Source organism: Acinetobacter sp. YH16052, from assembly GCF_013417155.1.
GTDB lineage: Bacteria > Pseudomonadota > Gammaproteobacteria > Pseudomonadales > Moraxellaceae > Acinetobacter.
In genome coordinates this window covers 19,901-43,527 of the sequence record NZ_VPEO01000014.1, presented here as the reverse complement: position 1 = coordinate 43,527, position 23,627 = coordinate 19,901, and the positions used below count along the sequence as shown (strand labels likewise).

Here is a 23,627-nt window from a genome sequence, read left to right as displayed (position 1 = left end):
GAAGTTTTATTTTGCTGCAAGCCAGGCAGTTAAATCTGCCATCACTGGAGCAAACTTCTCGTTAAGTGGCGCGCCACCTTGTGCCAAGTCAGGTTTACCACCACCTTTACCACCTAGCTCAGTTGCCAAATGTTTGATGATGTCACCTGCTTTAATAGAAGCAGTAAAGTCTTTTGCTACAGATGCGATCAAGCTCACCTTGTCACCCTCTACACCTGCCAGAACAATCACTGCATTTTCTAATTTTGATTTCACACCGTCGTGCAGGTTGCGTAGTGCTTTTGCATCCATGTTTTCAACAGTTGTAATCAAGGTTGCACGACCTGCAATGCTTTGAACTTGGCTTAGAAGTTCACCAGCTTGCAGGCTAGCAAGTTTTTGATTGAGTTGTTCGATCTGTTTCTGCAAGCTCGATGCAGTATCAACCAGTGCTTCAACTTTTTCTAAAGTCTGGTCTTTTTGCGCTTTGAGCAAACCGTTAATCGTATTGATATCGCGATCGGCTTTTTGCGCAACTTCAACTGCTTTAGTGCCTGTTACTGCTTCAATACGACGTACACCGGCTGCCACACCACCTTCAGAGGTGATTTTGAACAGACCGATATCACCGGTACGTTTTACGTGAATACCACCGCAAAGTTCGATTGAGAAGTTTTTCTCTTCAATCACTGAACCCATAGACAGTACACGTACTTCGTCACCATATTTCTCACCAAACAGCATCATCGCGCCTTTAGCCTTCGCAGACTCGATATCCAGAAGTTCAGTAGACACCGCAGTATTGGCAATCACTTCAGCATTGACCAAGCGTTCAATTTCTTGCAGCTGTTCAAAGCTTACAGGCTGGTCGTTGGCAAAGTCAAAACGTAACACGTCAGATGCAACCAATGAACCTTTTTGCTGTACATGTGAACCTAAAATTTGACGTAATGCAGCATGTAGCAGGTGAGTCGCAGAGTGGTTACGTGCCGTTGCTGCACGAATGTCTGCTTTAACCGTTGCTTCTACATTTTGAGTAACTTTCAAGTTACCCATAGTCACGATACCTTGGTGTACAAATGCACCACCAGATTTCTTGGTATCTTGAACTTCGAAAATACCAGTATCGTTTTTGAAGAGTCCTGTATCACCGATTTGACCACCGCTTTCTGCGTAGAAAGGTGTTTGGTTAAGTACGATCAGTGCTTCGTCGCCTTCAACCACTTCGTCAACTTGCTCGCCATCTTTGTAGATTGCGATGATTTGACCTTGACCCGCAGTTGCATCGTAACCTTCAAACTGAGTTTCACCTTCGACTTTCACAACAGAATTATAGTCGATTGCGAATTTGCCTGCATCACGTGCGCGTTGACGCTGTGCAGCCATTTCAGTTTCGAAACCAGCTTCATCAATGGTTAAGTCACGTTCACGTGCGATGTCAGCAGTCAAGTCAGTCGGGAAACCGTAAGTATCGTAAAGTTTAAATACTACTTCGCCCGGAATTACAGAACCTTTTAACTGCGCCAATTCGCCTTCAAGCAATTTCAGACCTTGCTCAAGTGTTTTAGCAAATTGCTCTTCTTCTTTCAGAAGTTGCGCTTCGATACGTGCCTGGTTGGCTGCAAGTTCAGGATATGCTGCACCCATCACTTCAATCAGTGGCTTCAACATTTTGTGGAAGAACGAACCAGTCGCACCTAGTTTGTTACCGTGACGTACTGCACGACGAATGATACGACGCAATACATAGCCACGACCTTCGTTCGATGGGTTTACGCCATCAGCAATCAGGAAGCAGCATGAACGTGCATGGTCAGCAACAACTTTAAGTGAAGCAGGGTATTCAACTGGTTTGTTTTCTGCTTGTGCTTTTGCTTCAAGTTCAGACGTATCTAAACCAATAATTTCAGCAGCAGCTTTTAGCAAGTGCTGGAACAGGTCGATTTCGTAGTTTGAGTTAACGTGCTGAAGAACAGCTGAAATACGCTCCAAGCCCATACCTGTATCCACAGAAGGCGCTGGAAGAGGGTGTAATACGCCATCCGCAGTACGGTTGAACTGCATGAAAACGTTGTTCCAGATTTCAATGAAACGGTCGCCATCTTCTTCAGGAGAACCCGGTAAGCCACCCCAGATGTGATCGCCATGGTCAAAGAAGATTTCAGAACATGGACCACAAGGACCGGTGTCACCCATTGCCCAGAAGTTATCTGATGCGTATTGACCGCCTTTGTTGTCACCAATACGAATAATGCGTGAAGCGTCTAGACCGATTTCTTTGTTCCAGATGTCAAAGGCTTCATCATCGGTGTGGTAAACGGTTGCATAGAGTTTATCTTTAGGAAGACCAAGCCATTCTTCGTTAGTCAAAAAGTCCCAGGCAAATTTGATCGCATCACGTTTGAAGTAATCACCAAAGGAGAAGTTACCCAACATTTCAAAGAAAGTGTGGTGACGTGCTGTATAACCTACATTGTCCAAGTCGTTGTGCTTACCACCTGCGCGCACGCATTTTTGTGATGACACTGCACGGACATAATCGCGTTTTTCTAGACCTAAGAAGCAATCTTTAAACTGGTTCATACCAGCATTGGTGAACAGCAAAGTTGGGTCATTGGCAGGTACTAGAGAACTCGACGCGACACGTGTATGCCCTTGCGATTCAAAGTAACGCAAAAATGCTTCACGAATTTCAGCTGATGTCATAAAACGAGTACTCACAACCAAGTCACTCCATAATTTCCGATTTGGCTAAAACACCACAGTCTGACAAGCATACAAGAGCTCTGCTGCAATGCGGGGCTTAAAAATTTAAAACGCCAAATTATAACGGAAAAAGCAGTATGCACCAATCATTTTAAAACCAATTGCGAAGGATTTATTTACTCAGGTTTTTCGCTGAATAATTAAATTGAATTTTCCCACAGTAGAATTCGTCTATATCCATCTCTTTAAAAAATAAACGGAATTTTAAATGGCTCGAATACAGACGAATGTATCAGAAATAAAATAATCGAAAATCAGTATTTTCACTGAAGTTTTTAATGTACGGCGCCAGAAATCCTTTAACATAGAAGAGTTTTAAAATAGGCATATAAAAGGTCGAGTCATGCAACGAGTGGCAATCAATGGATTTGGGCGTATTGGACGGAATGTACTGCGCGCATGGTTTGAAAACCCGAAAGATTTTAATTTTGAAATCGTTGCCATTAACGATATTGCCGATGTTGAAACCCTGATTCACCTGTTTAAATATGACTCGACCCATGGCCGTTTTCCGGGGCAGGTGGATCTCAGCTATGATACTGAACATATCTATATGCATATCAGCTATCAAGATGCTGCATTAAAAGTACAGGTTTTGTGTGAGTCGCAGCCGGCTAAGTTGCCTTGGCAAAACTTGGCGGTAGATGTAGTGCTTGAATGTACTGGACTGTTCCGTTCTCGTGAAGCCGCGACCCAGCATATTGGAGCAGGGGCGAAACGTGTGATTATCGGCGCAGCACCTTTTGATACGGTCGATGCCGCAATTGTCTATGGTGTCAATCATCATGAAGTCAAAGCATCGGACCAGATCATTTCCAGTGTTTCTTGTACTACGCAGGCTTTGGTGCCACTGGTCAAAATTATTGATGATGCATTTGGCATCAGTAGCGCCCTGATGACCGAAATCCATGCTGTTACGGCGGATCAGTCGGTACTGGATCATGCGCATCGTGATTTGCGTCGTGCACGTGCTTCAGGCCATAACATCATTCCTACGACTTCGAGCGCACTCGGTGCCTTAAAGCGTGTCATGCCAAAAATGGAAGATCGTATTGATGGTTATTCAATTCGGGTGCCGACCATTAATGTGGCCGCGATTGATTTAACGTTTGTCTCCCAGTCGCCGATTACCGATCACAAGTTGAATGAAGTGTTGATCAAGGCTGCCCAGCAGGATTTTGCGGAAATCATGGCTGTGACGGATGAGCCATTGGTATCGAGTGATTTTAATCATTCCCCATATTCATTGATTGTGGATTTGACCCAGACTCTGGTGGTCGGGCATCAAGCTAAAGTCTTTGCCTGGTACGATAACGAGTGGGGCTATGCCAACCGTCTACTGGATTTATGTGAATCATTTCATTAAGTTCGGATTATCTAAACCTCAAAAGCACCAAGATACGGTGCTTTTTTCTTGCCTGTAAATATTCTGCAAGCCATGTTTTAAGAGAATTTGCCGGTAATTGATCGAAAATCAGGAATTGAGGCTGAATTATTTACGTTATCTGCAGCATTTTTCGTTAAGATAAAGACAATAAAATGAAATAAGAGCAAGCACATGATGGTGGTTTGGGGATTTATTATACTGCTGACTTTGGCAGTGATTTTTCTGATCTGGCTACAGTTTAATCAGGGTGATGAACCACGTAGCGTGGAAGGCGTGCCAGTCGAAGAAAAAATCGTGCATCTGGAAGAAAATTTAAAAAAGACTCTGGAAATCATGCAGGATTTAGCCAAAAAAATGCATGTACAGCAGGAAGTGCTGGATCAGACCACAGCCAAACTTCAGCAGGTCGAATTGCAAAATGCCGAGCTAGTCAGTTTGCTGACCAAAGTGGTTGATCCACAGAAATAATCCAAACCCCTTTAGAAATCATTTAAAGGGGTTTTATTTGAGCATTAGACGATTAAAATTCTTAAAACTGCGGCAGAAACCATACTGATGGCGACGGTTGGTAATAATCCAAAACGCGTAGCCGCAAATAGCGTTAAAGCCAATGCGATCAGGTCTGCAGGATTGTCGCGTACAAAATAGGGTGCAATCACTGAAATCAGCACGCAGCCGGGCACTACTTCCAGAATTTTTCGCTGGCGCTGTGTCAGCGTTTTGTTTTTTAATAAGACATAGCCCAAGATTCGGGTTAAATAAGTGGTCGCAGCAATCAGGATAATGGCCACCAAGGTACTCATCTGGATCATGTTTGATCCTCTTGAATCAGGAAAAATGCCGAAGCGATTCCAGACAATGCACCAATTGGCACATACCAGCCCGCAGGTAAATATAAATACGCCAAAGCCGCACAGACTAAACTGACCAGCCATGGCCGGGCAGCCTCAAAACCTTTCCACATACTTCTCAGTAACACCAGAAATACAGCAGGAAAGGCCATATCGAAACCAAAACGGTTAATGTCGCCTAATACAGGTCCAAGCATGGCACCGAGTGTGGTAAATCCGACCCACATCAAGTACAGGCAAAAACACAGACCAGCATAATAAGGCATGCTAAACGCAGCACGATAACCCAGTTGCGCCTGTTTCCTTTGTGCATCAGCCAGACCGAGCGCCCAGCTCTCATCGACCATAAAGAACAGCGCCGGAAAAACTTTACGATTGGGGAGATGCTTTAAATACGGAACCAAACTGGCGCCCATCAACAGATGCCGGCTATTCACCAGAAAGGTAATGAACATCAGCATAAGTAAATTTGGCGGACTGCTCCAGACTTCCAGAATGGCAAACTCAGAACCACCGGCAAAGTTCAGACCTGTCAGTAACGGCACTTCGAGCAAGCTGAAATTCTTCTGTACCGCCGTCGCACCCAACACCAGCGCAAAGGGGATAATCCCTAAAAGCATTGGAATAGAATCTTTCATGCCACGTTGAAATTCGCTGAAATCGGTAGGGACAACCACCGCTGCGGTGCTTTGTCTGAACAAAAGCATGGAAATGACCTAGGTGCTGCAAAACTAGACCATATTTTATGGCGATATTCAGGCTATTTGCTGTTGTAATGAAAGAGGTTTGATTTTTATTTGAAATTAAATTGCGCTAAATTAAGTTTAAGAGGTTTTAAATGCCAAAGCATAGATATGGATCAAATAGATAAACGCATTTTGCATGAGCTGCAAAAGAATGGAAAACTGCAAAATAATGAACTGGCTCAATTAATTGGCTTGTCACCGTCACCCTGTTTAAGACGGGTAAAACAGCTGGAAGATGATGGCGTGATTGAGCAATATGTCGCACTGCTGAATCCACAAAAGGTCAATTTGGCGATGAGCGTGTTTGCACGCGTCTGGCTCAAGTCCCAAGAAGCTGCTGTGGTCGATCAATTTGTCGAAGCGATCAAGGAAATGCCAGAAGTCGTCGAGTGCCAGTTAATGGCAGGCGATTGTGATTTCTTTTTAAGAATTGTGGTGGCTGATCTGGATGCCTATCGTAAATTTCAGATTCACCATTTAACCCAAATTCCCTGCATTCAAAGTGTAAAAACTGAAATTCCATTGCAAACGGTCAAAAGTACCACTGCATTGCCTTTGGTTTAATGCCTGATTTTTTCATGCTATTTGTTTTGAATGTGCATTAAAACGCTGATAGTTGACACAATTGTTGTTGATTTCATCAGGTAGCGAAAATTATAAAATTTGCGATGCACAGCCAAAACTATCGTGCTAGACTAGGAGAAATCGGGTGTGCTCCCGATTTTTTTATGCGGATTCGTTCCGCGCTGACAAGAATTTAGGTTTACAACATGCCCATTTCAGAGACATGGTTATTACCTGATGGTGTAGCTGATGTATTACCAGAACAAGCGCAAGTTATTGAAAGTCTGCGCCGTAAATCACTGGATTTCCTTGCATCTCGAGGTTATCAGCTGGTGTACACGCCATTCATTGAATACATCGAATCTCTATCTTCTCTCTCAGAATCGAATCAAGATTTAGACTTAGCCACTTTTAAAGTAATCGATCAGCTTTCTGGTCGTTTGCTTGGTGTGCGTGCCGATATGACACCACAAGTGGCTCGTATTGATGCGCATGTACATCCAGTGGAAGGTGTAGCACGTTACTGCTATGCAGGAACCGTTCTGCATACCAAGCCTCGCGGTTTTAACACTTCGCGTGCGCCACTACAGTTAGGTGCGGAGCTATTTGGTTCAGACAGCATCGATGCCGATGTAGAAATGGTCGACTTGATGATCAGTCTGATTCAGGAAACAGGTCTGGCAGATGGTATTCATCTGGACTTAGGTCATGTGGGTTTATTCCGCAGTCTGGTGGCTCAAGCCGGCTTAAACAAAGTCGCTGAACAGCAATTATCTGATTTATACCAGCGTAAGGCTTTGCCAGAATTAGAAGAATTCACGGCAGACCTGAAATTTGGTCAGGATTTCTATGCCCTTGGACGCTATGCCAGCGACCTGGATGCATTACAAGCGCATTTAAGTGCTGAAGTGTTGGCAAATCCAGCATTTACGCAGGCTTTTAATGTCTTGCAAACCACCAAAGACGAAGTTCAAACCCGTTGGCCAAACTTGAGTATTGGTATTGATGTGGTTGAATTACGTTCATACCATTATCATACTGGCTTGATGTATGCAGTCTATGCACCGAACCGTGCAGCTGCACTGGCACAAGGTGGCCGTTATGATGGCATTGGTGAACATTTTGGCCGTGCGCGTCCGGCAACCGGTTTCTCTTGTGACTTATATGCTTTAAGCGCAGGCCAGTTTGATGCGGTACAGGTCGTGGTTGCACCTAAAGGCACTGATGCAGAACTTCTGAATGCAATTCAGAATATTCGTGCACAAGGCTTAAGTGTAATTCAGTTACTGGGTAATGATGATTTAAACTCGATTCCATATGCGACGCACCAGCTGGTGAATGCGAATGGTGAGTGGACAGTCAAAACGATTTAACTGCTTGGCTCAGTGTTCATGTCGCTGAGCGGGGCTTTCAACTTTAACAGCATGATGTAATGAGGCTATTATGGGCAAGAATGTTGTGGTACTTGGTACCCAATGGGGCGACGAAGGTAAAGGTAAAATCGTCGACCTGCTCACAGATCAAGCGGCAGCGGTAGTTCGTTATCAAGGCGGACATAACGCAGGTCACACTCTTGTGGTTGGTGGTAAGAAAACTGTCTTACACCTCATTCCATCAGGTATTTTACGTGAAAACGTATTGTGCTTAATTGGTAACGGTGTTGTTCTTTCTCCTGAAGCGCTCATCAAAGAGATGGACATTCTTGAAAAAGAAGGCGTTCCTGTTAAAGAACGTTTACGCATTTCTCCAAACTGTCCATTGATCCTTCCGAACCACATCGCACTTGATCAGGCGCGTGAGAAAAAACGTGGTAATGCGAAGATTGGTACGACAGGTCGTGGTATCGGTCCTGCATACGAAGACAAAGTAGCGCGTCGCGCAGTACGTGTTGCTGACCTGGTGCGTGGTGGTGAACATCTGACTGCTCAGTTAACTGAACTTCTGGACTACCATAACTTCCAGCTGACTGAATACTACGGTGTTGAAGCGGTTAAACTGGAAGACGTGCTGGCACTTTGCGACGAATGGCGTAAAGTTGTTGCGCCACTGGTTGTGGACGTGACCACTGAATTGCACAACTACCGTAAAAACGGTGACAACATCATGTTCGAAGGCGCGCAAGGTTCACTTCTTGACGTTGACCACGGTACATATCCGTATGTAACGTCTTCGAATACAACTGCTGGTGGCGTAAGCTCTGGTTCAGGTCTGGGTCCTTTGCACCTTGACTATGTACTGGGTATTACTAAAGCGTACACAACGCGTGTAGGTGCAGGTCCATTCCCAACTGAGTTGGTGTATGACGCTGCAAATGACACAGGTGATGCGATTGGTAAACACCTCGGTACGATTGGTAATGAATTTGGTGCCTCTACTGGCCGTCAACGTCGTTGTGGCTGGTTCGATGCTGAAATCCTACGCCGTTCAGTTGATGTAAACTCACTTTCTGGTATTTGCCTGACTAAACTTGACGTTCTTGACGGTTTAGAAGAAGTGAAAATCTGTGTGGGTTATGAAGCTGCAGATTCTGGTTGTGTCGGTTCTTCTGATGCGCTTGCATTTGAAACATTGAAACCAATCTACGAAACTATGCCAGGCTGGTCTGAGTCAACTTTCGGTGCGAAATCACTGGATCAATTGCCAGAAGCTGCATTGAACTATGTAAAACGTCTTGAGCAATTGATTGAATGTCCAATCGACATCATTTCAACAGGTCCAGACCGTGAAGAAACGATTGTTCTTCGCCACCCGTTTGATGCTTAATCTTTATTAGATTAAAGCTTGAATGATGAAAACCCATCTCCGGATGGGTTTTTTTATATGCTGAATTTATGCAGGTATTTCAAGACTAAAGTTGCATCGGTAATACCACGTGATGTGCTTTAACATAGCGGTATATAAAGAAAGAAAAATGAGCAGCAGGATGCAAAAAAATATATCGGCGACCATGTTTTATTCATTGTTATTCGCGATGGGCGGGGCGCCAACAATGGCCATGATGATTATTCGTGCGCAAACTCAAAATCCCGAAGTAATTTATGCGGCGCTGATTGGTCTGAGTGTCATTATCGCCTGTATATTAGTGCCTATTATTTTATTGCAAAATGCTTTTTTATATTTCAAACGTAAAGACGAAATGCTTGAACAGAAAATCAAACCGCTCAGTCAGATTTATTTGGGTCTCAATATTATTTGTCTGATTTATTGGTTGGCGATACAGTATTTGGCTTAAAAATTACATAATTTATAAGAAGATGAATGAATTAAGCGTTTAGCTGCTGCGCGCTTTCACTTATAATTTTTACAATGTAAATTGCCCTTGAGCCAAGGCGGAGTAAATTATAATGAAGAATAAACTTTTATTGAGTATGGCGGCTGCTACAGTCGTCACATTATCAGGTTGTACCACCATTGCCGATATGGCAGGGGCAGATACTGCGACCTTAAATGCATCTGCGAGCCAAAGCTATAATGCCATGGTCAATGATGCGCGCAATAAAGGCCAACTGGATACCAGTTCAGCCACCTATAAACGGATTAATAATGTATTTAACCGTTTGAAGCCAGTTGCTAACCAGATGAATCAAACCGGTACAGCATTCCAGTGGCAATTGGCTGTGCTCAAATCTGATCAGGTCAACGCCTTTGTTGCACCAGGTGGTAAGGTTGTATTTTATACCGGTATCGTGAATAAACTGAATCTGACCGATGCTGAAATTGCAGCGATTATGGGTCATGAAATGGTGCATGCCTTAGAAGAGCATTCTAAGCAGAAAATCGGTGCTCAAGCCCTGACTGATCTGGCTTTGGGTATTGGCTTAAATGCAGCAGGTGTAGGTCAAGGTGGCGCTGCAGCAGCACAATTAGGTAGTCAGATCGGTATTGGCTTGCCATACTCGCGTAATCTGGAAAGCCGTGCTGACCAAGGCGGTTTAATGTTGATGGCGCGCGCAGGTTATAACCCGAATGCAGCCATTACCCTGTGGGAAAAAATGAACAAACTTGGTGGCGGTAGTGGTGCAACCTTCCTGTCTACGCATCCATCGAATAGTCAGCGTATTGGGCAAATGCGTCAACAATTGCCAGCAGCGATGCAGATTTATAACCAAAAAAAATAATCCACTGATCATCCTGTAAAAGGAGATCTTGATCGGATTGGAAAGGCAGGGCAATGGCTCTGCTTTTTTTATAGCTAATTGGGTGGTTAATATTCTACGGGCTATTTTCAGGCAATAAAAAAGGCAAAGTCAGACTTTGCCTTTTTTCACTCAAGATCAGAAGATCTTAGTGCTGGTGACCGCCTACACCGTGTACGTGGCCGTGATCTAATTCTTCTTGAGAAGCTTCACGAACAGATACGATTTCAACTTCGAAAGTCAGGTCTTGACCAGCAAGTGGAAAGTTAGCATCAACCACAACATTGTCGCCTTCAACTGCTTTAACAGTTACGATTTGCACGCCGTCATCAGTTTGAGCTTGGAACTGCATGCCTGCCTGAATGTTGTCTACGCCTTGGAACATTTGCGCAGGAACTTCTTGAACTAGGTCAGGGTTGTATTCGCCATAACCTTCAGCAGCAGGAACGTTTACAGTGAATTTTTCACCTACAGTTTTGCCTTCTAACGCATTTTCTAAACCTGGGATGATGTTACCTGCACCGTGCAAATAGGCAAGTGGTTCACCTTGAGATTGGTCGAGAGTTTCACCCTCTGCGTTAGTCAATGTGTAGTGGAAAGAAACCACGAGGTTATTTGCAATAGCAGTCATGTTAATTGATCCATTCAATTTTTTAAGGGTACATCATAAAGTGAAATTGCATTTTTGTAGACTAAAATTAGCAAAAAAACGCAATTTGACAATTTTGTTGACGATTTTTTCATTGATTGGGCAAAATTCTGGAATTTCAATGCAATTTCAGCTTTGGAGAAATTTTTCGTGTAACAAAATCTTTTGCAGTCAGAATGCCGGCATGCGCATAACCATGAATGGTCGCCTGATGAATTCGGTATAAAGAAACGTACATTGACTTGGCAACAAAGCCTTGAACATTCACCTGACCGAGCAACTCGCCGACGGCTTTATTCTGGCTTAAGGAAATCAGTGAACCTTTGTCAGAAAATTTAAACATCGGTAAATAGTTTTCTTCATTGACACGCGCTTTCAAGGCATTCGCCAGAAAATTGGCCTGTTGGCTAGCCACTTGTGCACGTGGACCCAAGACTGGTTCATCTGCAGCAGGCTGGCAGTGTGCACAGTCACCAAAAGCAAAAATGTCTGGATCAGATTTGGTTTGCAGGGTGGAGTAGACTTTCAACCGGTGAATATTGTCTTTTTCCATATCTTGCAGTTGTGCCAAGACTTCAGGTGCTTTGATGCCTGCAGCCCAGACTTTAATCTCGGCATCCAGACTTGAGCCATCTGCAAAATAAATCTTGTCTTCATCAACCTTGGCCACGCGGTGACTGGTCAAAACCTCAATGCCAAATTTTTCCAGCTGTTGCATGGTATGTTCGGCGACTTTCGGCGAGAGTGCAGTCAGAATACGATCCGCCGCTTCAATCAGGGTAATTTTGACTTTATTTGGGTCGACCTTGTTTAAGCCATATTTAAAGAAATTGTGTTTGGCTTCCACCAGTTCAGCTGCCAGTTCTACTCCGGTTGCACCGGCGCCAATAATCGCGATATTCAGTTCACGGCTCGAAGCTTCATGTTGAGCATTCAAGTAGAGATGCAACAGATCCTGCTGAAAGATATCAGCTTGTGGACGGCTGTCGAGAAAATGACAGAACTGTTTGACGCCTTCGGTATTAAAGTCATTCGAGGTAGAACCCAAGGCCAGTACCAGGGTGTCATAGTCGATGCGCTGGTTCTTCTTGGCTTGGGCTTTTTTGGAGAAATATTCTGTTTCTACCACAATCTGTTTCGCTTCACGATCCAGACCGGTAAATGTCCCCAAGACAAATTCATAATGATGTGCGGCTGAATGGGCAAAATAATTAGTTTCTTCTTCATGTGGATTTAAGGTGCCTGCGGCAACTTCATGCAGCAGCGGTTTCCAAATGTGTGTCAGTTTTTGATCGACCAGAATAATCTGGGCTTTACCGCTTTTACCCAAGCTCTCACCCAGCTGAGTCGCCAGTTCCAGACCACCGGCACCACCACCCACAATCACGATTTTATGCGCTGTCATATATGATTAACCTGTTTATTTTTTTAATAAAAATAAGAGAAATAGAGAGAAAATATACTATGGCATGCACTAAAACGCGTCTTGATTAAAATTGTTATACAAATTACAAAACGTAGCAATTCTGTGAGAGCAGGTAAGTATCGCTGCTTTGAGGAAGCAAGGGGAGAGCGAGATTGATAAAGGGAATCTGCTAGAAGATCAGAGAGGAGATCTTCTAGCTTAAAGAAAAGTGACTTGAGATGTAGCGCTATTATCTATCTAAAGGATAAAGCTTTACGCTTGGTGTATTGTCTGAAAATAAACCGAATAAGCCTTGTAGCCAGCTAAAGAACTTCTGAAACAGATTGGCTTCTTCAACTTCGACATGATCTTCAATTTGAATGGTGCGAATCAACTGATTATTCTGATAAACCTGAATGGTCGCCAAAGGCATCATGGTCGCCAAAGGTGCAATGAGTTCAGATGCTTTCACTTCAACATTGATATGAGTCTGAGTTTCCTGTAATGGCTCGATACTTTTTAAAACGCCATCACCAGTATTCAGCATGACACGCTGATTTGCCTGGTCAAACTGATTCAGGTCAATACTGTAGCCCTGATCATATAAAGAAGTGGTAATAATCTGCGGTTGCTTGGTTTGCACCTTAAACATTTTTAAGGTGGATTTAATTACAGGCAACTCAGCCAGTAGCTGTTGATCTTTGATCGCTACTTCATTGCGAGTATAGGTATAAGCCAGATTCATCAGCTTATGTGATACTTCAGCGCGTTTTGCTGCACTTTTAGTACCCAGCACCACCACAATCAGACGGCGATTTGGCATTTCAAAATCTGCGGTGACGCGATTGGCGGTTAGTGCCAGATTATAGCCCGCTGCACGGGTAAAACCGGTTTTTAAACCATCTACTGTAGGATCGACCTGAAGCACACGGTTGGTCGCACGATGAAAATGCTGATTGTAGGTAAAGCTTGGCTGCTTAGAATAATACAGATAATCTGGAGTTTCATTCACCACCGCCATAGACAGTCTGGCCAAATCGGCGGCAGTCGAATAATGCTCAGGCATGGTAATGCCGGCCGGATTCTGGAAATTGGTATGCTGCATGCCCAGCGCTTTGGCTTCCTGATTCATACGTTCAACAAACTGCGGAATACCACCCGAAATTTTCTCAGCCAGCGTGACTGCGGCATCATTAGCAGACATGATAATTAAGCCCGCCAGAAGCTGATCGACTGAAATCTGATCACCTTCTTTCAGGTACATTTGTGACTCATCCCACATCACAGTTTTCACCACAGAGGTCGCGGTTAAAACTTCATTTTTATCTAATTTTCCGGCTTCAATTTCCTTTAAGGCAATATAAGCCACCATCATTTTGGTCAGCGAAGCCGGAGCACGCTGAACGTCGGCATTGTGCTCTGCAATGACTTGGCCAGACTGTGAATCCAGAATGGTCCAGGCTTCAGCTTCAACGCTTTCAGGCACAATATTGAGTAGGGCAGCATGTGAAAATGCAGAAATAAATAAACTGAAAACCGCAATCAGTGAGATGATGTATTTCAATGGTGTTCCTTGATAACCCGGCGGGTGTTGAACGATTTAATTTTCACGCATGCTATGCCTTTTTTATACAGATAGCTAGTCGTAAATGTAGACAAATAAGACAGCTAAACCATACTGGCTTAAAAAATGCTAAGCTAAGCTATATCTCATTTATTTTAATTTTATATCGTTCATTATGTTGCATTATCAAATTGAATTTGACGATTATCGTCAGCATCTTATTCACGTGACTATTCGTTTTCTTGCGGACCCGACTCAAGTCCTGTCATTGCCGACCTGGATTCCGGGAAGCTATCTGATTCGAGAGTTTTCCAAGCACATTGAAGCGGTCAAAGCCTATGATGAAGATGGGCGCCAGTTACAGATCCAGAAATTTGAAAAGAACAAATGGCGTTTATTCAATACCGATCATGAGCTGATTACGGTGGAATATGATGTGTATGCCTATGATCTGTCCGTTCGTGGTGCATATGTGGATCAAAATCGTCTCTATGTGAATCCCGCTTGTGCATGTTTAGGGCTAGAAGGTCAGGAAAATAAAGAAATTGAACTGGAAATCTTCCTGCCAGATGAATTAAAGCATTTTCAGCTGGCAACCGGCATGAAAGCCAAAAGTCTGGTCAGAGGCCGTTTCACGCTGAAAGCTAAAAACTATGCCGAACTGATTGATGCGCCATTTGAGCTAGCAGAACAAACCCGTTTCAGTTTTGAAGCAAATGGTATTCCGCATGAGTTTGTGGTGTCAGGCAAACACGCGATGAATGCGGCGCGTATGCAGCAGGACATTGAAAAAATCTGTGCTACAGAAATTTCAATGTTTGGTTCGGCGCCGTTTACAGACTATACCTTTATGACCATGGCAACCGGCAATAGCTATGGCGGTCTGGAGCATCCAAATTCTACCAGCTTGATTTCACCGCGTGATGACTTGCCTAAGGCCAATGAACCTGAAGAACCTTCAAAAGATTATCAGCGTTTCCTCGGCTTATGTAGCCACGAATATTTCCATTCATGGTTGGTGAAGTTTATTCGCCCTGAAAACTTCGTTAACTATGATTTAAACAGAGAAGGTTATACCTCTCTGTTATGGATCTTTGAAGGTTTCACCTCTTATTACGATGATTTGATTTTGCTGCGTAGCGGCGTGATTAATCAGGAATCGTATATTGCTTTGTTAAAAGCACAGATTGACCGTTATTTGCAAAATCCGGGACGTGTGATTCAGTCAGTGTCTGAATCCAGTTTTGATGCCTGGGTGAAATTCTATCGTCAGGATGAAAACTCGAATAATGCGGGTACCAGCTATTACAACAAAGGTTGTTTAGTTGCACTGTGCCTGGATTTGGGTCTGCGTTTACGTGGTTCAAGTCTGGATGCCTTGATGCGCCGTTTGTATGAAAATGCACAAAAGGGTGTTCAGGTACATGAGCGGACGATCTTTGAATTATGCAAAGAGCTGACCGGTGATGATTGGTCAGAGCAGATTAATCACTTGATTAATACCACAGATGAATTGCCACTGGATCAGTTATTGCCTGAGTTTGGTATCGGTTATAACCTGAAAAATGACAAGTCATTGCCTTTCGGTTTAAAACTGGTAGATAAGCCGGAAGGTGTACTGGTTCAGTCGGCGCGTCGTGATAGTACTGCTGTAGTAGCTGGCCTTTCTGCCAATGATGTGATTATTGCCGTTGATGGTTTAAAAGCAACGATGAAGTTAATGGAAAGTTATGCAAAACAGGAAGGTGTTTATACCATGCATGCTTTTCGTCGTGACGAGCTGATGAGCTTTGAAGTTCAGGCAGCTGGTTCTGAACTGACCGAAGTTGAACTGAAAATTGAAGATCAGACTAAAGCTGAAAAGTGGTTGAAAGCTTAATTAAATTTCAAACTTTAAAAACCGATGCTTAGGCATCGGTTTTTTATTGCATCAAGTTTTGAAAATTATCTGATGATCAGTCGAGACGTACCGCGGAACTCTGCCACAATTTGATCATGCTGATTTATCACCTGAATATCGTAAATTCCGCTACGGCCACTGCTGGCCCTATGTTCTGCTACAGCAGTCAATGTATCGCCAAGAACTCCTGATTTTAAATAATGAATTCCACAATGCTGACCAACAGCCGGATGTTCACCTGTATTACAGGCAATGGCAAATGCCGCATCTGCAAGCGCGAAAATCACTGCGCCGTTACAGGTCTTGTGACCCTGTAAATGTTGTTCAGTGACTTTCAGCGAAATTTTTGCGTGATTGTGACTATAAGCAACAAGGTGTGCACCAAGATGCTGGATTAATCGATCCTGATTAAACATCTGGTTGACTTGCTGATCCATTGCAAAGCTCCTTGTTTGAGATACGTTTTATTTTTAAATTCATTTAATATGAGTCATGAATAGCATTCCAGCACAAGAATAACAAGTAAAAGAATAAGGCCCAATAAGATGGGCCTTAAGTGAAAGAGCTTAGTTACCGCGATAAGTCGAATAACCATAAGAGCTCAATAACAGTGGAATATGATAATGCTCTAAAGCACCATCAATCATAAAGACCACCGGTACTTCAGGGAAGAATGTCCGCTGATTATTGGCCTTAAACCAGTCACCCGTTTTAAAGGTCACTTTATAAATACCCTTTTGCAGATTGGTATCTTTTGGATATAGCTCTTTAATACGGCCATTTTGATCTGTTTCAGCTTCATTGAGCTTGACCCATTTCTCACCTTGCTGTGCTTCCAAAGTAACTGCAATATTTGCGGAAGGTAAACCTGTTTCCTGATTCAGAACATGCACACTAAGTGGATTCTGTGCAAAGGAAAGCGTGGCTGCGGTGCTCGCAAGGGTTGCTAGCAGGATTTTTTTCATGTTGTATTCCTCAGTAGATGGATGAAGTAATATTGAATAAAAGAAACCAATAAGACTTATGTAAATAGATTAAAGCTGTTTTAAAGTGCTTTGAATGCCGCTATTGGCACATTGATGATCCTGTTCCGAACCGCCTGCACCCGCAACACCTACAGCACCTAAAATATGATTCTGGTACATAACAGGTACACCGCCGCCCAGTAACAGCAGTTCAGGCAAACTATTCAGGTTCTGTGCGTCCGGATTGTTCTGGGCATTGCGCATAAAATCCAGCGTACTGGTTTTCGTTGAATACGCGGTAAAGGCCTTGCGTTCTGCTGCGATCAGGTTGTGAATGCCGACAGATTCATGGCGTTGACTAGCCAGCAGATTACCACCCTGATCCAGAACCACGACTGCTGCGGGCTTGGCCTGTTTCTGGCAGGCCAACATGACATTGCTGGCCATAAGCTTTGCTGCTTCTAGCGACATGACTGGTGCTGTTTTTAATTCTGCATGTGCCAGTGAGCTGAGTAGTAATGAGCTGCTGAACAAGGCTAGGGTTGTTTTGGCGATTGAATTTTTCATACTTGTCATTCATGCAATTGAATACTGTTGCTATTGTAGAAAGAAATACGCCAGTGCAGCATGACAATCAGATTACCAATTTGTAATCTAGGCATAGCTAAAAACAGCTAAACTACTGACATGCATATTTTAATTGTAGAAGATGAAGTCAAGATTGCTGAATATCTGGCAAAAGGACTGAGTGAGTCAGGTTATAGCACGGCCATTGCTGAAAATGGCGTGTTGGCATTGGCCTGTTTGCAGCAACAGTCATTTGATCTGGTACTGCTGGATGTAATGCTGCCAGATCTGGACGGCTGGCAGGTGCTGAAAACCTTGCGAACTTTTAGCCAGATTCCGGTATTGATGCTCACTGCACGCGATCATGTGCTGGATCGGGTGAAAGGCCTGGAGCTTGGCGCCGATGATTATCTGACCAAACCTTTTTCCTATATTGAGTTACTGGCCCGGATCAAAAGTCTGTTGCGCCGTGTGCCGCGACTGGAGCAGGAGGCCTATCAGGTTGCAGGTCTGGTATTGAACCGCCTAAAGCATGAAGTATATCGTAATGAACAAAAGATCGAATTAAGCCAGAAAGAATTTGCGCTGTTGCAACTGTTGATGGAGCATCAGGGGCAGGTGATGACCCGGAGCCAGATTGCCTCCATGGTCTGGAATATCAATTTTAATACCGATACCAATGTGGTGGATGTGGCCATTCGCAGGCTGCGGAGCAAAATTGATGATCATTACACGCCAAAACTGATTCATACCGTACGCGGTATGGGTTATAAACTTGATGAATACCCATGAACAATCCTATCTTATTACCGCTGGCAACACGCTTGAGTATTGCGTTTGCATTGGTGTCCTGCGTGGTTTTTTTGAGTGTGGCGTTACTGTCTTATCAAAATATGCAACAGATGATTCAGGCTCAGCAGGATCAGGCACTGGCTGCACGTATTTCCCGAATTGAAATATTTCTTGAAGATGCCCAGAGTTTCGAGCTTTTGGTTCAGCATCCCAAATTATATGAAAACATGCTGGGGCAAGAAGATAATCTACTGCTGCTGCAACATCAGAATAATCGCTTGATTGAAATCAATCCTTTGCAGATTCATATTCCGGCATTGCACTATACCTCTGCCTTACAGTTTCAGAATAATCAGGCTGAACAGCCTTCGACACGACTGGCTTTTAAACAGGTGCAGTTTGATGGTCGCAGTTATCAGCTGGTGGCTGGCAAGCAGCTGGCAGAGGGACAAAGGATACTGGCAAACTATTTATCAAAACTGGTGCTCTATAGTCTGCTTGGCATACTGCTCTCGACCTTGATGGCCTGGCTGGCAGGACGCTATATTCTCAAGTCCATGCGCCAGTTGATGCTGGCTACAGCACAGGTCAATATTCAGCAGCCCAATCAGCACATCGATGTTCAGAGTAATACGCTTGAGGTTCAAGAGCTGCGTCAGGCCATGAACGATATGCTCGCTAATATTCAGGCTGCGTATCAGCAGCTGGCACGTTTTTCTGAGGATATTTCACACGAACTTCGCACCCCATTAAACAATTTAATCGGGCAGACACAGATTCTGTTATCGCGGTCGCGCGAACCTGCTGAACTGGAAAATCTGCTCTATTCCAACTTGGAAGAATACGAACGCCTGAGCCAGATGATTGAAAGTATGCTGTTTATCGCCCGGGTAGAACATGGCGGATATGCGATTGAAAAACAGCATTTCAATCTAAATGACATGCTGCAAGAATTGCTTGAGTACTTCAGCTTTCTGGCCGAAGAGAAGCAGATGCATTTAAAAGTGGATGTTCCGCCAGATTTAAGTCTGACAGCCAGCACCGTATTGTTACAGCGCGCAGTCGCCAATCTGATCAGCAATGCCATTACTTATGGTCAGCCTGGGAGTGAGATTATTGTGTCTGCACAGCGACTCAACCACAGGATTAAAATATCAGTGTTGACGCCAGAAGTCTGGATTGCAGAGCAGCACCATCCGCATTTATTTGAGCGTTTTTATCAGATCGATGACAGCCGGCACGAAAAAGCCCAGACGGGTGGTCTGGGCCTTGCCATTGTACAGTCGATCATGCAGCTCCATCAGGGGCAGACAACTGTAGAAAATACACCGTCTGGCGTGATCTTTAGCCTGTCCCTACCTGATGAGCAGACTGGGTTTTAACCACGACCGCGTCCGCGACCACGAGGTGCTTTGGTATTTGGACGAGTTGTACCATTGGTACGACGTTTCGGCTTTTCGCTTTCGTCCATTTGCCAGATACGTTTGGTACCTGACTTTTTCACTGAACCATCTTTGTTCTTGCGAACCATTGGCTTACCACCCGTACCACCCGGTTTTTTCACATAAGAACGTGAACGGTATGGCTCTTCAGCAGGAACATTCTGGAAATCTGGATAAAGTAAAGGTTCAATTTCTTTGGTTTCACCCGGTTTAATATCCATACGTACAAGGTCAATATCACCAATTTTAGTACGGATTAAACGCAGTGTAGGGAAGCCCACTGCAGAGGTCATACGACGAACCTGACGGTTACGGCCTTCACAAATTGAAATCTCAACCCAAGACGTTGGGACAGATGCACGGAAACGTACAGGAGGATTACGCTCCCACAACCATTCCGGTTCAGATACTTTTTCAGCTTTGGCTGGAAGGGTCATGCCATCTTTAAGTTCCACACCTTTACGAAGCTGCTCAAGTGCTTCTTCGGTGACATCACCATCAACCTGCACCATATAGGTTTTAAACTTTTTATTGGCAGGATTGGTGATGTACTGGTTCAGACCACCGTGATCTGTTAAAAAAACCAGACCTTCTGAGTCCATGTCCAGACGACCAGCAAGACGTAAATCTTTGTCGTCGATGAAATCAGCCATGGTTGGGTGTTTTTCATCTGGGCGGAATTGGGAGAGGACGTCATAGGGCTTGTTTAAAATGACGATTTTCATAGGAAATAACTTCTATAATTACATAAACTTAAAAAATGTAGAGGCTTATTTTAAAGGGAAATTTGGTTATTTCCCGTATAAATCTCAAAAACAACGAATCTGGATTAGAATATTATGCGTTAAGAACAGTTGAAAGTATTGCCTAATTGGCAATTATTTTTAGGTTTGTCAGTAGCATTCGGAAAAATATGAAGAATAGAATATCAAAAGATCGTAGTACCTGCGGATGGTGCCAAATTACCGTTAATGCAGACCTGTCACTCAACCTAGCAAATAATCCAATTGTCCCATGTATCAAAGGGAATGAAATTGGTGCTGATATTACACCAACAATACAGGCAGTGGTAGATGTTACAGTTTAAAAGTATAGAGTAGTAAGCCCTCAAATGCTTGGATCAGATAGATATCGAATCTGTCAGAAGTAAAAAAGGTTATTAAGTTAATCAAAGAGAAAAAATGGACATGACTAGAATCACCTTGAACTAAATTGTGCGTTAAACATGAACTACTAGAAAGAAGTCCTGACCTGATCATAAAGAAGATTTTAGCTATAAAAATAGCCAAAGAGCGAACATTCACGCAGTCTTGCGCTGGAGGTCAAGCGCAAGACTGCGAGCTTTTTTTGAATTTGATCATCCTACTATTGCAGATATACTTAACTCATTAAAGCCTGATTCTCCTAATTAAAACCTATATTAATCGCAGGTTTCTCAGGGGAATTAAATTTTCTTAAATTCTGATTGATAAACGCCCAAAAGTTAAAATGAGTATCAAGCTGCAACTTTGCGTAAAGATTGTAGTGAGCCAGAACAGGATTTGTTCTGAGTTGAATCACTTAGCCAACCTATTATTACATTGACGCATTTGGATACAGCTCGATGATTGGCATATTTTCCAAAAACGTTAGAGTGATCAATGGAACTTCCAGTGATAGAGACGTTTCTCCGAAGGAGTACATAATATGGCCAAATCTAAAGCGAAACATAAGCAGGTCCAACAAAAGGACAAGCAGGACAGCGCTCAGAATGAAGAGCAACAACAGCAACAGCAACAACCAGCCAAACCCTCCCGTGCAAAAAAACGTAAGTAATTCCTAGCTACCTTCCATAACAACGCCCTTACATAAGGGCGTTGTTATATCATTGATTTTATAAAAATATCATTCAAAAAATTACAAGATTACGACTTTAAATTGTGCTGTTCTGCTTAAGATAAAAACCATCTTTCTAAAATAAATGCGAATAATATTGGTGAAATTTTTTCGGATTTTAAGCTTAATTTTATCTGTATGCTTTGTCTTGACCGCCTGTCAGCCACCACCTTCAGGTGAAGCAGCAGGATGGAAAAGTCCTTATCTTTATTGGCAACTGAAAAAGACTCAATTAGAAGCACCGTTACAGATTCCGGTCGAAGGTATTACAGTCCGTCAAATTAATGATACGTGGGGAGCCGCGCGCAGTGCAGGTCGTAAACACGAAGGGACGGATATTTTTGCCAAACGCGGTACGCCAGTATTTAGCGCGACCCAAGGGATTGTGCGTAGGATTGGTACCAACAATCTGGGTGGAAAAATTATCTGGGTGACTGGCCCCAATATGAGTCAGCATTATTATGCACATCTGGATGATTATGCAGCGGATATTCAGGAAGGCGACTGGGTCGAAGCAGGTGAAGTCATCGCTTATGTGGGTAATACGGGCAATGCTAAAAATACCCCACCGCATTTACATTATGGGATTTATCTGGGTGGGCAAGGAGCAACCAATCCTTATCCTTATTTAGTTCCTTCTCCATGAGCAGACACTGGCTGAGTTTGTTGTTCAGGCTTGAGTCTGGCAGGACGTGTACACCAGAACAATTGCAATGTTCCTAATAAAAGAACCAATGTGGCCAGTATGAACTGTTGATGATAGCTCAATCCAAAATATTGCAGCGCACTAAAGCTGAGTCCACCGATCAGCTGAATCGAGGCAAAACACAAGGTAGCAATACTCCAGAGCTTTTTATAAGCCAGTCCATACAGTTGCAAAATGGTATAGGAGGTCAGGAAGACCACAGCCGGATTTAGCATCCCAGTGAAAAAGGAAGAGTTAAAAGTAAGCAATGGGCTGGCATCTAGGGTTGCAATAAAAATAGCCATAATATAAAGACTATAAAGAATTTTCAGGGCAACAAAATTACCCCATTTTCTGGCCAGTGCATAAGCACTCAAGGCGCCTAAAGCACTACCTAGTCCATACAGAATCCAGTTGAAATTAATCCAGAACAAGCTCAATCCCAACTGCTGGCTTAAATAATCAATCCAGAAGAGTGAATGGGGTATATAGGCGAAAGCACTACAAGCATAAACTGTAAGTAAACTATAAAAGACGCTATTCAGAGATAGATGAGAGGTAACCGCAGGAGCTTGTGCCGACAAATACGGCTTAAATTTCTGAATCAGTAGACTTAACACGATACAGATGAGCAGGGCAAAACCACATAAAATCAGCCAGGCAGTCTGTATGGAAATTTGATCCAGATAAGGCAGAAACAGGGTCGCAATTAAAACACCTAGTCCAATCCCGCTAAAACCAATAAAGTTGATTTTAAGACGATCCTGAAGTTCACAATACTGTGCGACCACACTCGGCGATAGGATCATCATTAGTCCACCGCTGATCCCGGAAATAATACGCCAAGCGATATACCACGCTTCAGAGAAACCAGAAAATGCACAGCACATCAGGCTGAACATACCGGCAAAGGCTGAAATTTGAATATAGGTACCCATGCTGCGGTCTTGAGGCAGGCGCATGGCAGTAAATGCACCGATTAAATAACCCAGCAAATTGGCACTACCCAAGAGACTGGCAAAATCTGTACTCCAGCCAAAGGCTTCGCGTGTGCCAGGTAACAGTGCGGTATAAGAAAAGCGAAGAATGCCAATGCCCAAGCACATACTAAGACAAAGAAAAAGGCTGAGCTTGATTGTGTTTGAGGACATCCGTGTACTCATAGAATTTTATATTTGGTCAAAAAATAACATGAATCTTCATGATTGAGGGGAAATTGCCTGAGAAGAAACCATTGAGTACAGAAATTTGCTCAAAGAAACCGGTATGATTTTTAAGATTTCATCAGTCAAAAGCCTGAATTTTTTCAGAGAAATAAAAAACCGCGTATCAACGCGGTTTTTTATATTGTCTA

General features: G+C 43.4%; 23 protein-coding genes and 1 pseudogene. 13 read left to right on the top strand and 11 right to left on the bottom strand.

Annotated features, from left to right (window positions below; all coding sequences use genetic code 11):
• Positions 1 to 6: 6 nt before the first annotated feature.
• Complete coding sequence (gene alaS / locus FTV42_RS10765; RefSeq protein WP_180038739.1) at positions 7 to 2,700, bottom strand: alanine--tRNA ligase; 2,694 nt, start codon at positions 2,698 to 2,700, stop codon at positions 7 to 9.
• Between the two features lie 388 nt (positions 2,701 to 3,088).
• Between alaS and FTV42_RS10760 the strand changes: the two genes are divergently transcribed.
• Together FTV42_RS10760 and FTV42_RS10755 are read left to right on the top strand one after the other, a co-directional pair.
• Positions 3,089 to 4,111 (top strand): type I glyceraldehyde-3-phosphate dehydrogenase, encoded by a 1,023-nt coding sequence (locus FTV42_RS10760; protein ID WP_180038738.1) that lies wholly within the window; start codon positions 3,089 to 3,091, stop codon positions 4,109 to 4,111.
• A gap of 192 nt (positions 4,112 to 4,303) precedes the next feature.
• Positions 4,304 to 4,600, top strand: coding sequence for a hypothetical protein (locus FTV42_RS10755; RefSeq protein WP_044113010.1), 297 nt, complete (start codon positions 4,304 to 4,306; stop codon positions 4,598 to 4,600).
• 44 nt (positions 4,601 to 4,644) lie between these two features.
• Here FTV42_RS10755 and FTV42_RS10750 read toward each other — a convergent pair whose 3' ends face one another.
• Both FTV42_RS10750 and FTV42_RS10745 read right to left on the bottom strand, forming a co-directional pair.
• The gene (locus tag FTV42_RS10750) at positions 4,645 to 4,944 is read right to left on the bottom strand and encodes an AzlD family protein (RefSeq protein ID WP_044113011.1); all 300 of its coding nucleotides are present in this window, start codon (positions 4,942 to 4,944) and stop codon (positions 4,645 to 4,647) included.
• On the bottom strand, positions 4,941 to 5,690 hold the full coding sequence (locus FTV42_RS10745) for an AzlC family ABC transporter permease (RefSeq protein ID WP_180038737.1): 750 nt from the start codon (positions 5,688 to 5,690) through the stop codon (positions 4,941 to 4,943). The genes FTV42_RS10750 and FTV42_RS10745 overlap by 4 nt, the downstream gene beginning before the upstream one ends.
• 147 nt (positions 5,691 to 5,837) lie before the next feature.
• Here FTV42_RS10745 and FTV42_RS10740 point away from each other — a divergent pair, with 147 nt between their 5' ends.
• From FTV42_RS10740 to FTV42_RS10720, 5 genes are all read left to right on the top strand, one after another.
• Positions 5,838 to 6,293, top strand: coding sequence for an Lrp/AsnC family transcriptional regulator (locus FTV42_RS10740; RefSeq protein WP_004645552.1), 456 nt, complete (start codon positions 5,838 to 5,840; stop codon positions 6,291 to 6,293).
• A gap of 206 nt (positions 6,294 to 6,499) precedes the next feature.
• Entirely contained in the window at positions 6,500 to 7,666 is a 1,167-nt protein-coding gene (locus tag FTV42_RS10735) for an ATP phosphoribosyltransferase regulatory subunit (RefSeq protein ID WP_004278964.1), read from the top strand.
• Between the two features lie 70 nt (positions 7,667 to 7,736).
• Positions 7,737 to 9,056 (top strand): adenylosuccinate synthase, encoded by a 1,320-nt coding sequence (locus FTV42_RS10730; RefSeq protein ID WP_004278963.1) that lies wholly within the window; start codon positions 7,737 to 7,739, stop codon positions 9,054 to 9,056.
• Between the two features lie 160 nt (positions 9,057 to 9,216).
• A complete protein-coding gene (locus tag FTV42_RS10725) occupies positions 9,217 to 9,525 on the top strand; it encodes a hypothetical protein (protein WP_180038736.1) in 309 nt (102 codons plus the stop codon).
• Between the two features lie 112 nt (positions 9,526 to 9,637).
• Positions 9,638 to 10,411, top strand: a complete 774-nt coding sequence (locus FTV42_RS10720) for a M48 family metallopeptidase (RefSeq protein ID WP_005106510.1) — start codon at positions 9,638 to 9,640, stop codon at positions 10,409 to 10,411.
• Between the two features lie 166 nt (positions 10,412 to 10,577).
• On the opposite strand, the gene slyD is transcribed toward FTV42_RS10720, so the two are convergent.
• The 3 genes from slyD to FTV42_RS10705 all read right to left on the bottom strand — a co-directional run bounded on the left by slyD (position 10,578) and on the right by FTV42_RS10705 (position 14,047).
• Positions 10,578 to 11,060: a peptidylprolyl isomerase gene (gene slyD / locus FTV42_RS10715; protein WP_004278960.1), complete on the bottom strand. Its 483-nt coding sequence runs from the start codon at positions 11,058 to 11,060 to the stop codon at positions 10,578 to 10,580.
• A gap of 136 nt (positions 11,061 to 11,196) precedes the next feature.
• A complete protein-coding gene (locus FTV42_RS10710; protein WP_005263416.1) occupies positions 11,197 to 12,483 on the bottom strand; it encodes an NAD(P)/FAD-dependent oxidoreductase in 1,287 nt (428 codons plus the stop codon).
• 250 nt (positions 12,484 to 12,733) lie between these two features.
• Complete coding sequence (locus tag FTV42_RS10705) at positions 12,734 to 14,047, bottom strand: D-alanyl-D-alanine carboxypeptidase PBP6B (RefSeq protein ID WP_180038735.1); 1,314 nt, start codon at positions 14,045 to 14,047, stop codon at positions 12,734 to 12,736.
• 175 nt (positions 14,048 to 14,222) lie between these two features.
• Here FTV42_RS10705 and FTV42_RS10700 point away from each other — a divergent pair, with 175 nt between their 5' ends.
• Positions 14,223 to 15,926 (top strand): M61 family metallopeptidase, encoded by a 1,704-nt coding sequence (locus FTV42_RS10700; protein WP_180038734.1) that lies wholly within the window; start codon positions 14,223 to 14,225, stop codon positions 15,924 to 15,926.
• A 65-nt stretch (positions 15,927 to 15,991) separates the two neighbouring features.
• Here the strand turns inward: FTV42_RS10700 and paaI are convergent, their stop codons facing one another.
• The 3 genes from paaI to FTV42_RS10685 form a co-directional block, all read right to left on the bottom strand.
• Positions 15,992 to 16,384 (bottom strand): hydroxyphenylacetyl-CoA thioesterase PaaI, encoded by a 393-nt coding sequence (paaI, locus tag FTV42_RS10695; RefSeq protein ID WP_074383292.1) that lies wholly within the window; start codon positions 16,382 to 16,384, stop codon positions 15,992 to 15,994.
• Positions 16,385 to 16,513: 129 nt separating this feature from the next.
• A complete protein-coding gene (uraH, locus tag FTV42_RS10690; RefSeq protein ID WP_100355846.1) occupies positions 16,514 to 16,912 on the bottom strand; it encodes a hydroxyisourate hydrolase in 399 nt (132 codons plus the stop codon).
• A gap of 69 nt (positions 16,913 to 16,981) precedes the next feature.
• The gene (locus tag FTV42_RS10685; RefSeq protein ID WP_100355845.1) at positions 16,982 to 17,479 is read right to left on the bottom strand and encodes a heme-binding protein; all 498 of its coding nucleotides are present in this window, start codon (positions 17,477 to 17,479) and stop codon (positions 16,982 to 16,984) included.
• Positions 17,480 to 17,599: 120 nt separating this feature from the next.
• Here FTV42_RS10685 and FTV42_RS10680 point away from each other — a divergent pair, with 120 nt between their 5' ends.
• Complete coding sequence (locus tag FTV42_RS10680; RefSeq protein WP_005097421.1) at positions 17,600 to 18,271, top strand: heavy metal response regulator transcription factor; 672 nt, start codon at positions 17,600 to 17,602, stop codon at positions 18,269 to 18,271.
• Complete coding sequence (locus tag FTV42_RS10675) at positions 18,268 to 19,653, top strand: heavy metal sensor histidine kinase (protein WP_180001306.1); 1,386 nt, start codon at positions 18,268 to 18,270, stop codon at positions 19,651 to 19,653. Before FTV42_RS10680 ends, FTV42_RS10675 begins: the two co-directional genes overlap by 4 nt.
• Here the strand turns inward: FTV42_RS10675 and FTV42_RS10670 are convergent.
• Positions 19,650 to 20,438 (bottom strand): rRNA large subunit pseudouridine synthase E, encoded by a 789-nt coding sequence (locus FTV42_RS10670; RefSeq protein ID WP_180038733.1) that lies wholly within the window; start codon positions 20,436 to 20,438, stop codon positions 19,650 to 19,652. The two genes, FTV42_RS10675 and FTV42_RS10670, sit on opposite strands and share 4 nt — an antisense overlap.
• A gap of 195 nt (positions 20,439 to 20,633) precedes the next feature.
• Between FTV42_RS10670 and FTV42_RS17580 the strand changes: the two are divergent.
• The 3 genes and pseudogenes from FTV42_RS17580 to FTV42_RS10660 all read left to right on the top strand — a co-directional run.
• Positions 20,634 to 20,797 (top strand): annotated as a pseudogene (locus FTV42_RS17580) (NADP-dependent isocitrate dehydrogenase); the annotation flags it as partial.
• A 602-nt stretch (positions 20,798 to 21,399) separates the two neighbouring features.
• Positions 21,400 to 21,528 (top strand): hypothetical protein, encoded by a 129-nt coding sequence (locus FTV42_RS17575; protein ID WP_005170281.1) that lies wholly within the window; start codon positions 21,400 to 21,402, stop codon positions 21,526 to 21,528.
• Between the two features lie 145 nt (positions 21,529 to 21,673).
• Complete coding sequence (locus FTV42_RS10660) at positions 21,674 to 22,234, top strand: M23 family metallopeptidase (RefSeq protein WP_180038732.1); 561 nt, start codon at positions 21,674 to 21,676, stop codon at positions 22,232 to 22,234.
• Here the strand turns inward: FTV42_RS10660 and FTV42_RS10655 are convergent.
• Positions 22,213 to 23,424, bottom strand: coding sequence for a YbfB/YjiJ family MFS transporter (locus tag FTV42_RS10655; protein WP_180038731.1), 1,212 nt, complete (start codon positions 23,422 to 23,424; stop codon positions 22,213 to 22,215). The genes FTV42_RS10660 and FTV42_RS10655 overlap by 22 nt on opposite strands.
• Positions 23,425 to 23,627 lie beyond the last annotated feature (203 nt).

Excerpts from the sequence above, each read along its gene's own strand:
- uraH (WP_100355846.1), bottom strand. The coding sequence starts at position 16,912 with ATGAAAAAAATCCTGCTAGCAACCCTTGCGAGCACCGCAGCCACGCTT.
- FTV42_RS10750 (WP_044113011.1), bottom strand. The coding sequence starts at position 4,944 with ATGATCCAGATGAGTACCTTGGTGGCCATTATCCTGATTGCTGCGACC.
- FTV42_RS10740 (WP_004645552.1), top strand. The coding sequence starts at position 5,838 with ATGGATCAAATAGATAAACGCATTTTGCATGAGCTGCAAAAGAATGGA.
- FTV42_RS10700 (WP_180038734.1), top strand. The coding sequence starts at position 14,223 with ATGTTGCATTATCAAATTGAATTTGACGATTATCGTCAGCATCTTATT.
- FTV42_RS10735 (WP_004278964.1), top strand. The coding sequence starts at position 6,500 with ATGCCCATTTCAGAGACATGGTTATTACCTGATGGTGTAGCTGATGTA.
- FTV42_RS10680 (WP_005097421.1), top strand. The coding sequence starts at position 17,600 with ATGCATATTTTAATTGTAGAAGATGAAGTCAAGATTGCTGAATATCTG.
- FTV42_RS10725 (WP_180038736.1), top strand. The coding sequence starts at position 9,217 with ATGCAAAAAAATATATCGGCGACCATGTTTTATTCATTGTTATTCGCG.
- FTV42_RS10655 (WP_180038731.1), bottom strand. The coding sequence starts at position 23,424 with ATGTCCTCAAACACAATCAAGCTCAGCCTTTTTCTTTGTCTTAGTATG.
- paaI (WP_074383292.1), bottom strand. The coding sequence starts at position 16,384 with ATGGATCAGCAAGTCAACCAGATGTTTAATCAGGATCGATTAATCCAG.
- FTV42_RS10730 (WP_004278963.1), top strand. The coding sequence starts at position 7,737 with ATGGGCAAGAATGTTGTGGTACTTGGTACCCAATGGGGCGACGAAGGT.
- FTV42_RS10755 (WP_044113010.1), top strand. The coding sequence starts at position 4,304 with ATGATGGTGGTTTGGGGATTTATTATACTGCTGACTTTGGCAGTGATT.
- FTV42_RS10710 (WP_005263416.1), bottom strand. The coding sequence starts at position 12,483 with ATGACAGCGCATAAAATCGTGATTGTGGGTGGTGGTGCCGGTGGTCTG.
- FTV42_RS10745 (WP_180038737.1), bottom strand. The coding sequence starts at position 5,690 with ATGCTTTTGTTCAGACAAAGCACCGCAGCGGTGGTTGTCCCTACCGAT.
- FTV42_RS10675 (WP_180001306.1), top strand. The coding sequence starts at position 18,268 with ATGAACAATCCTATCTTATTACCGCTGGCAACACGCTTGAGTATTGCG.
- FTV42_RS17575 (WP_005170281.1), top strand. The coding sequence starts at position 21,400 with ATGGCCAAATCTAAAGCGAAACATAAGCAGGTCCAACAAAAGGACAAG.
- FTV42_RS10670 (WP_180038733.1), bottom strand. The coding sequence starts at position 20,438 with ATGAAAATCGTCATTTTAAACAAGCCCTATGACGTCCTCTCCCAATTC.
- FTV42_RS10720 (WP_005106510.1), top strand. The coding sequence starts at position 9,638 with ATGAAGAATAAACTTTTATTGAGTATGGCGGCTGCTACAGTCGTCACA.
- FTV42_RS10685 (WP_100355845.1), bottom strand. The coding sequence starts at position 17,479 with ATGAAAAATTCAATCGCCAAAACAACCCTAGCCTTGTTCAGCAGCTCA.
- FTV42_RS10660 (WP_180038732.1), top strand. The coding sequence starts at position 21,674 with ATGCGAATAATATTGGTGAAATTTTTTCGGATTTTAAGCTTAATTTTA.
- slyD (WP_004278960.1), bottom strand. The coding sequence starts at position 11,060 with ATGACTGCTATTGCAAATAACCTCGTGGTTTCTTTCCACTACACATTG.
- FTV42_RS10760 (WP_180038738.1), top strand. The coding sequence starts at position 3,089 with ATGCAACGAGTGGCAATCAATGGATTTGGGCGTATTGGACGGAATGTA.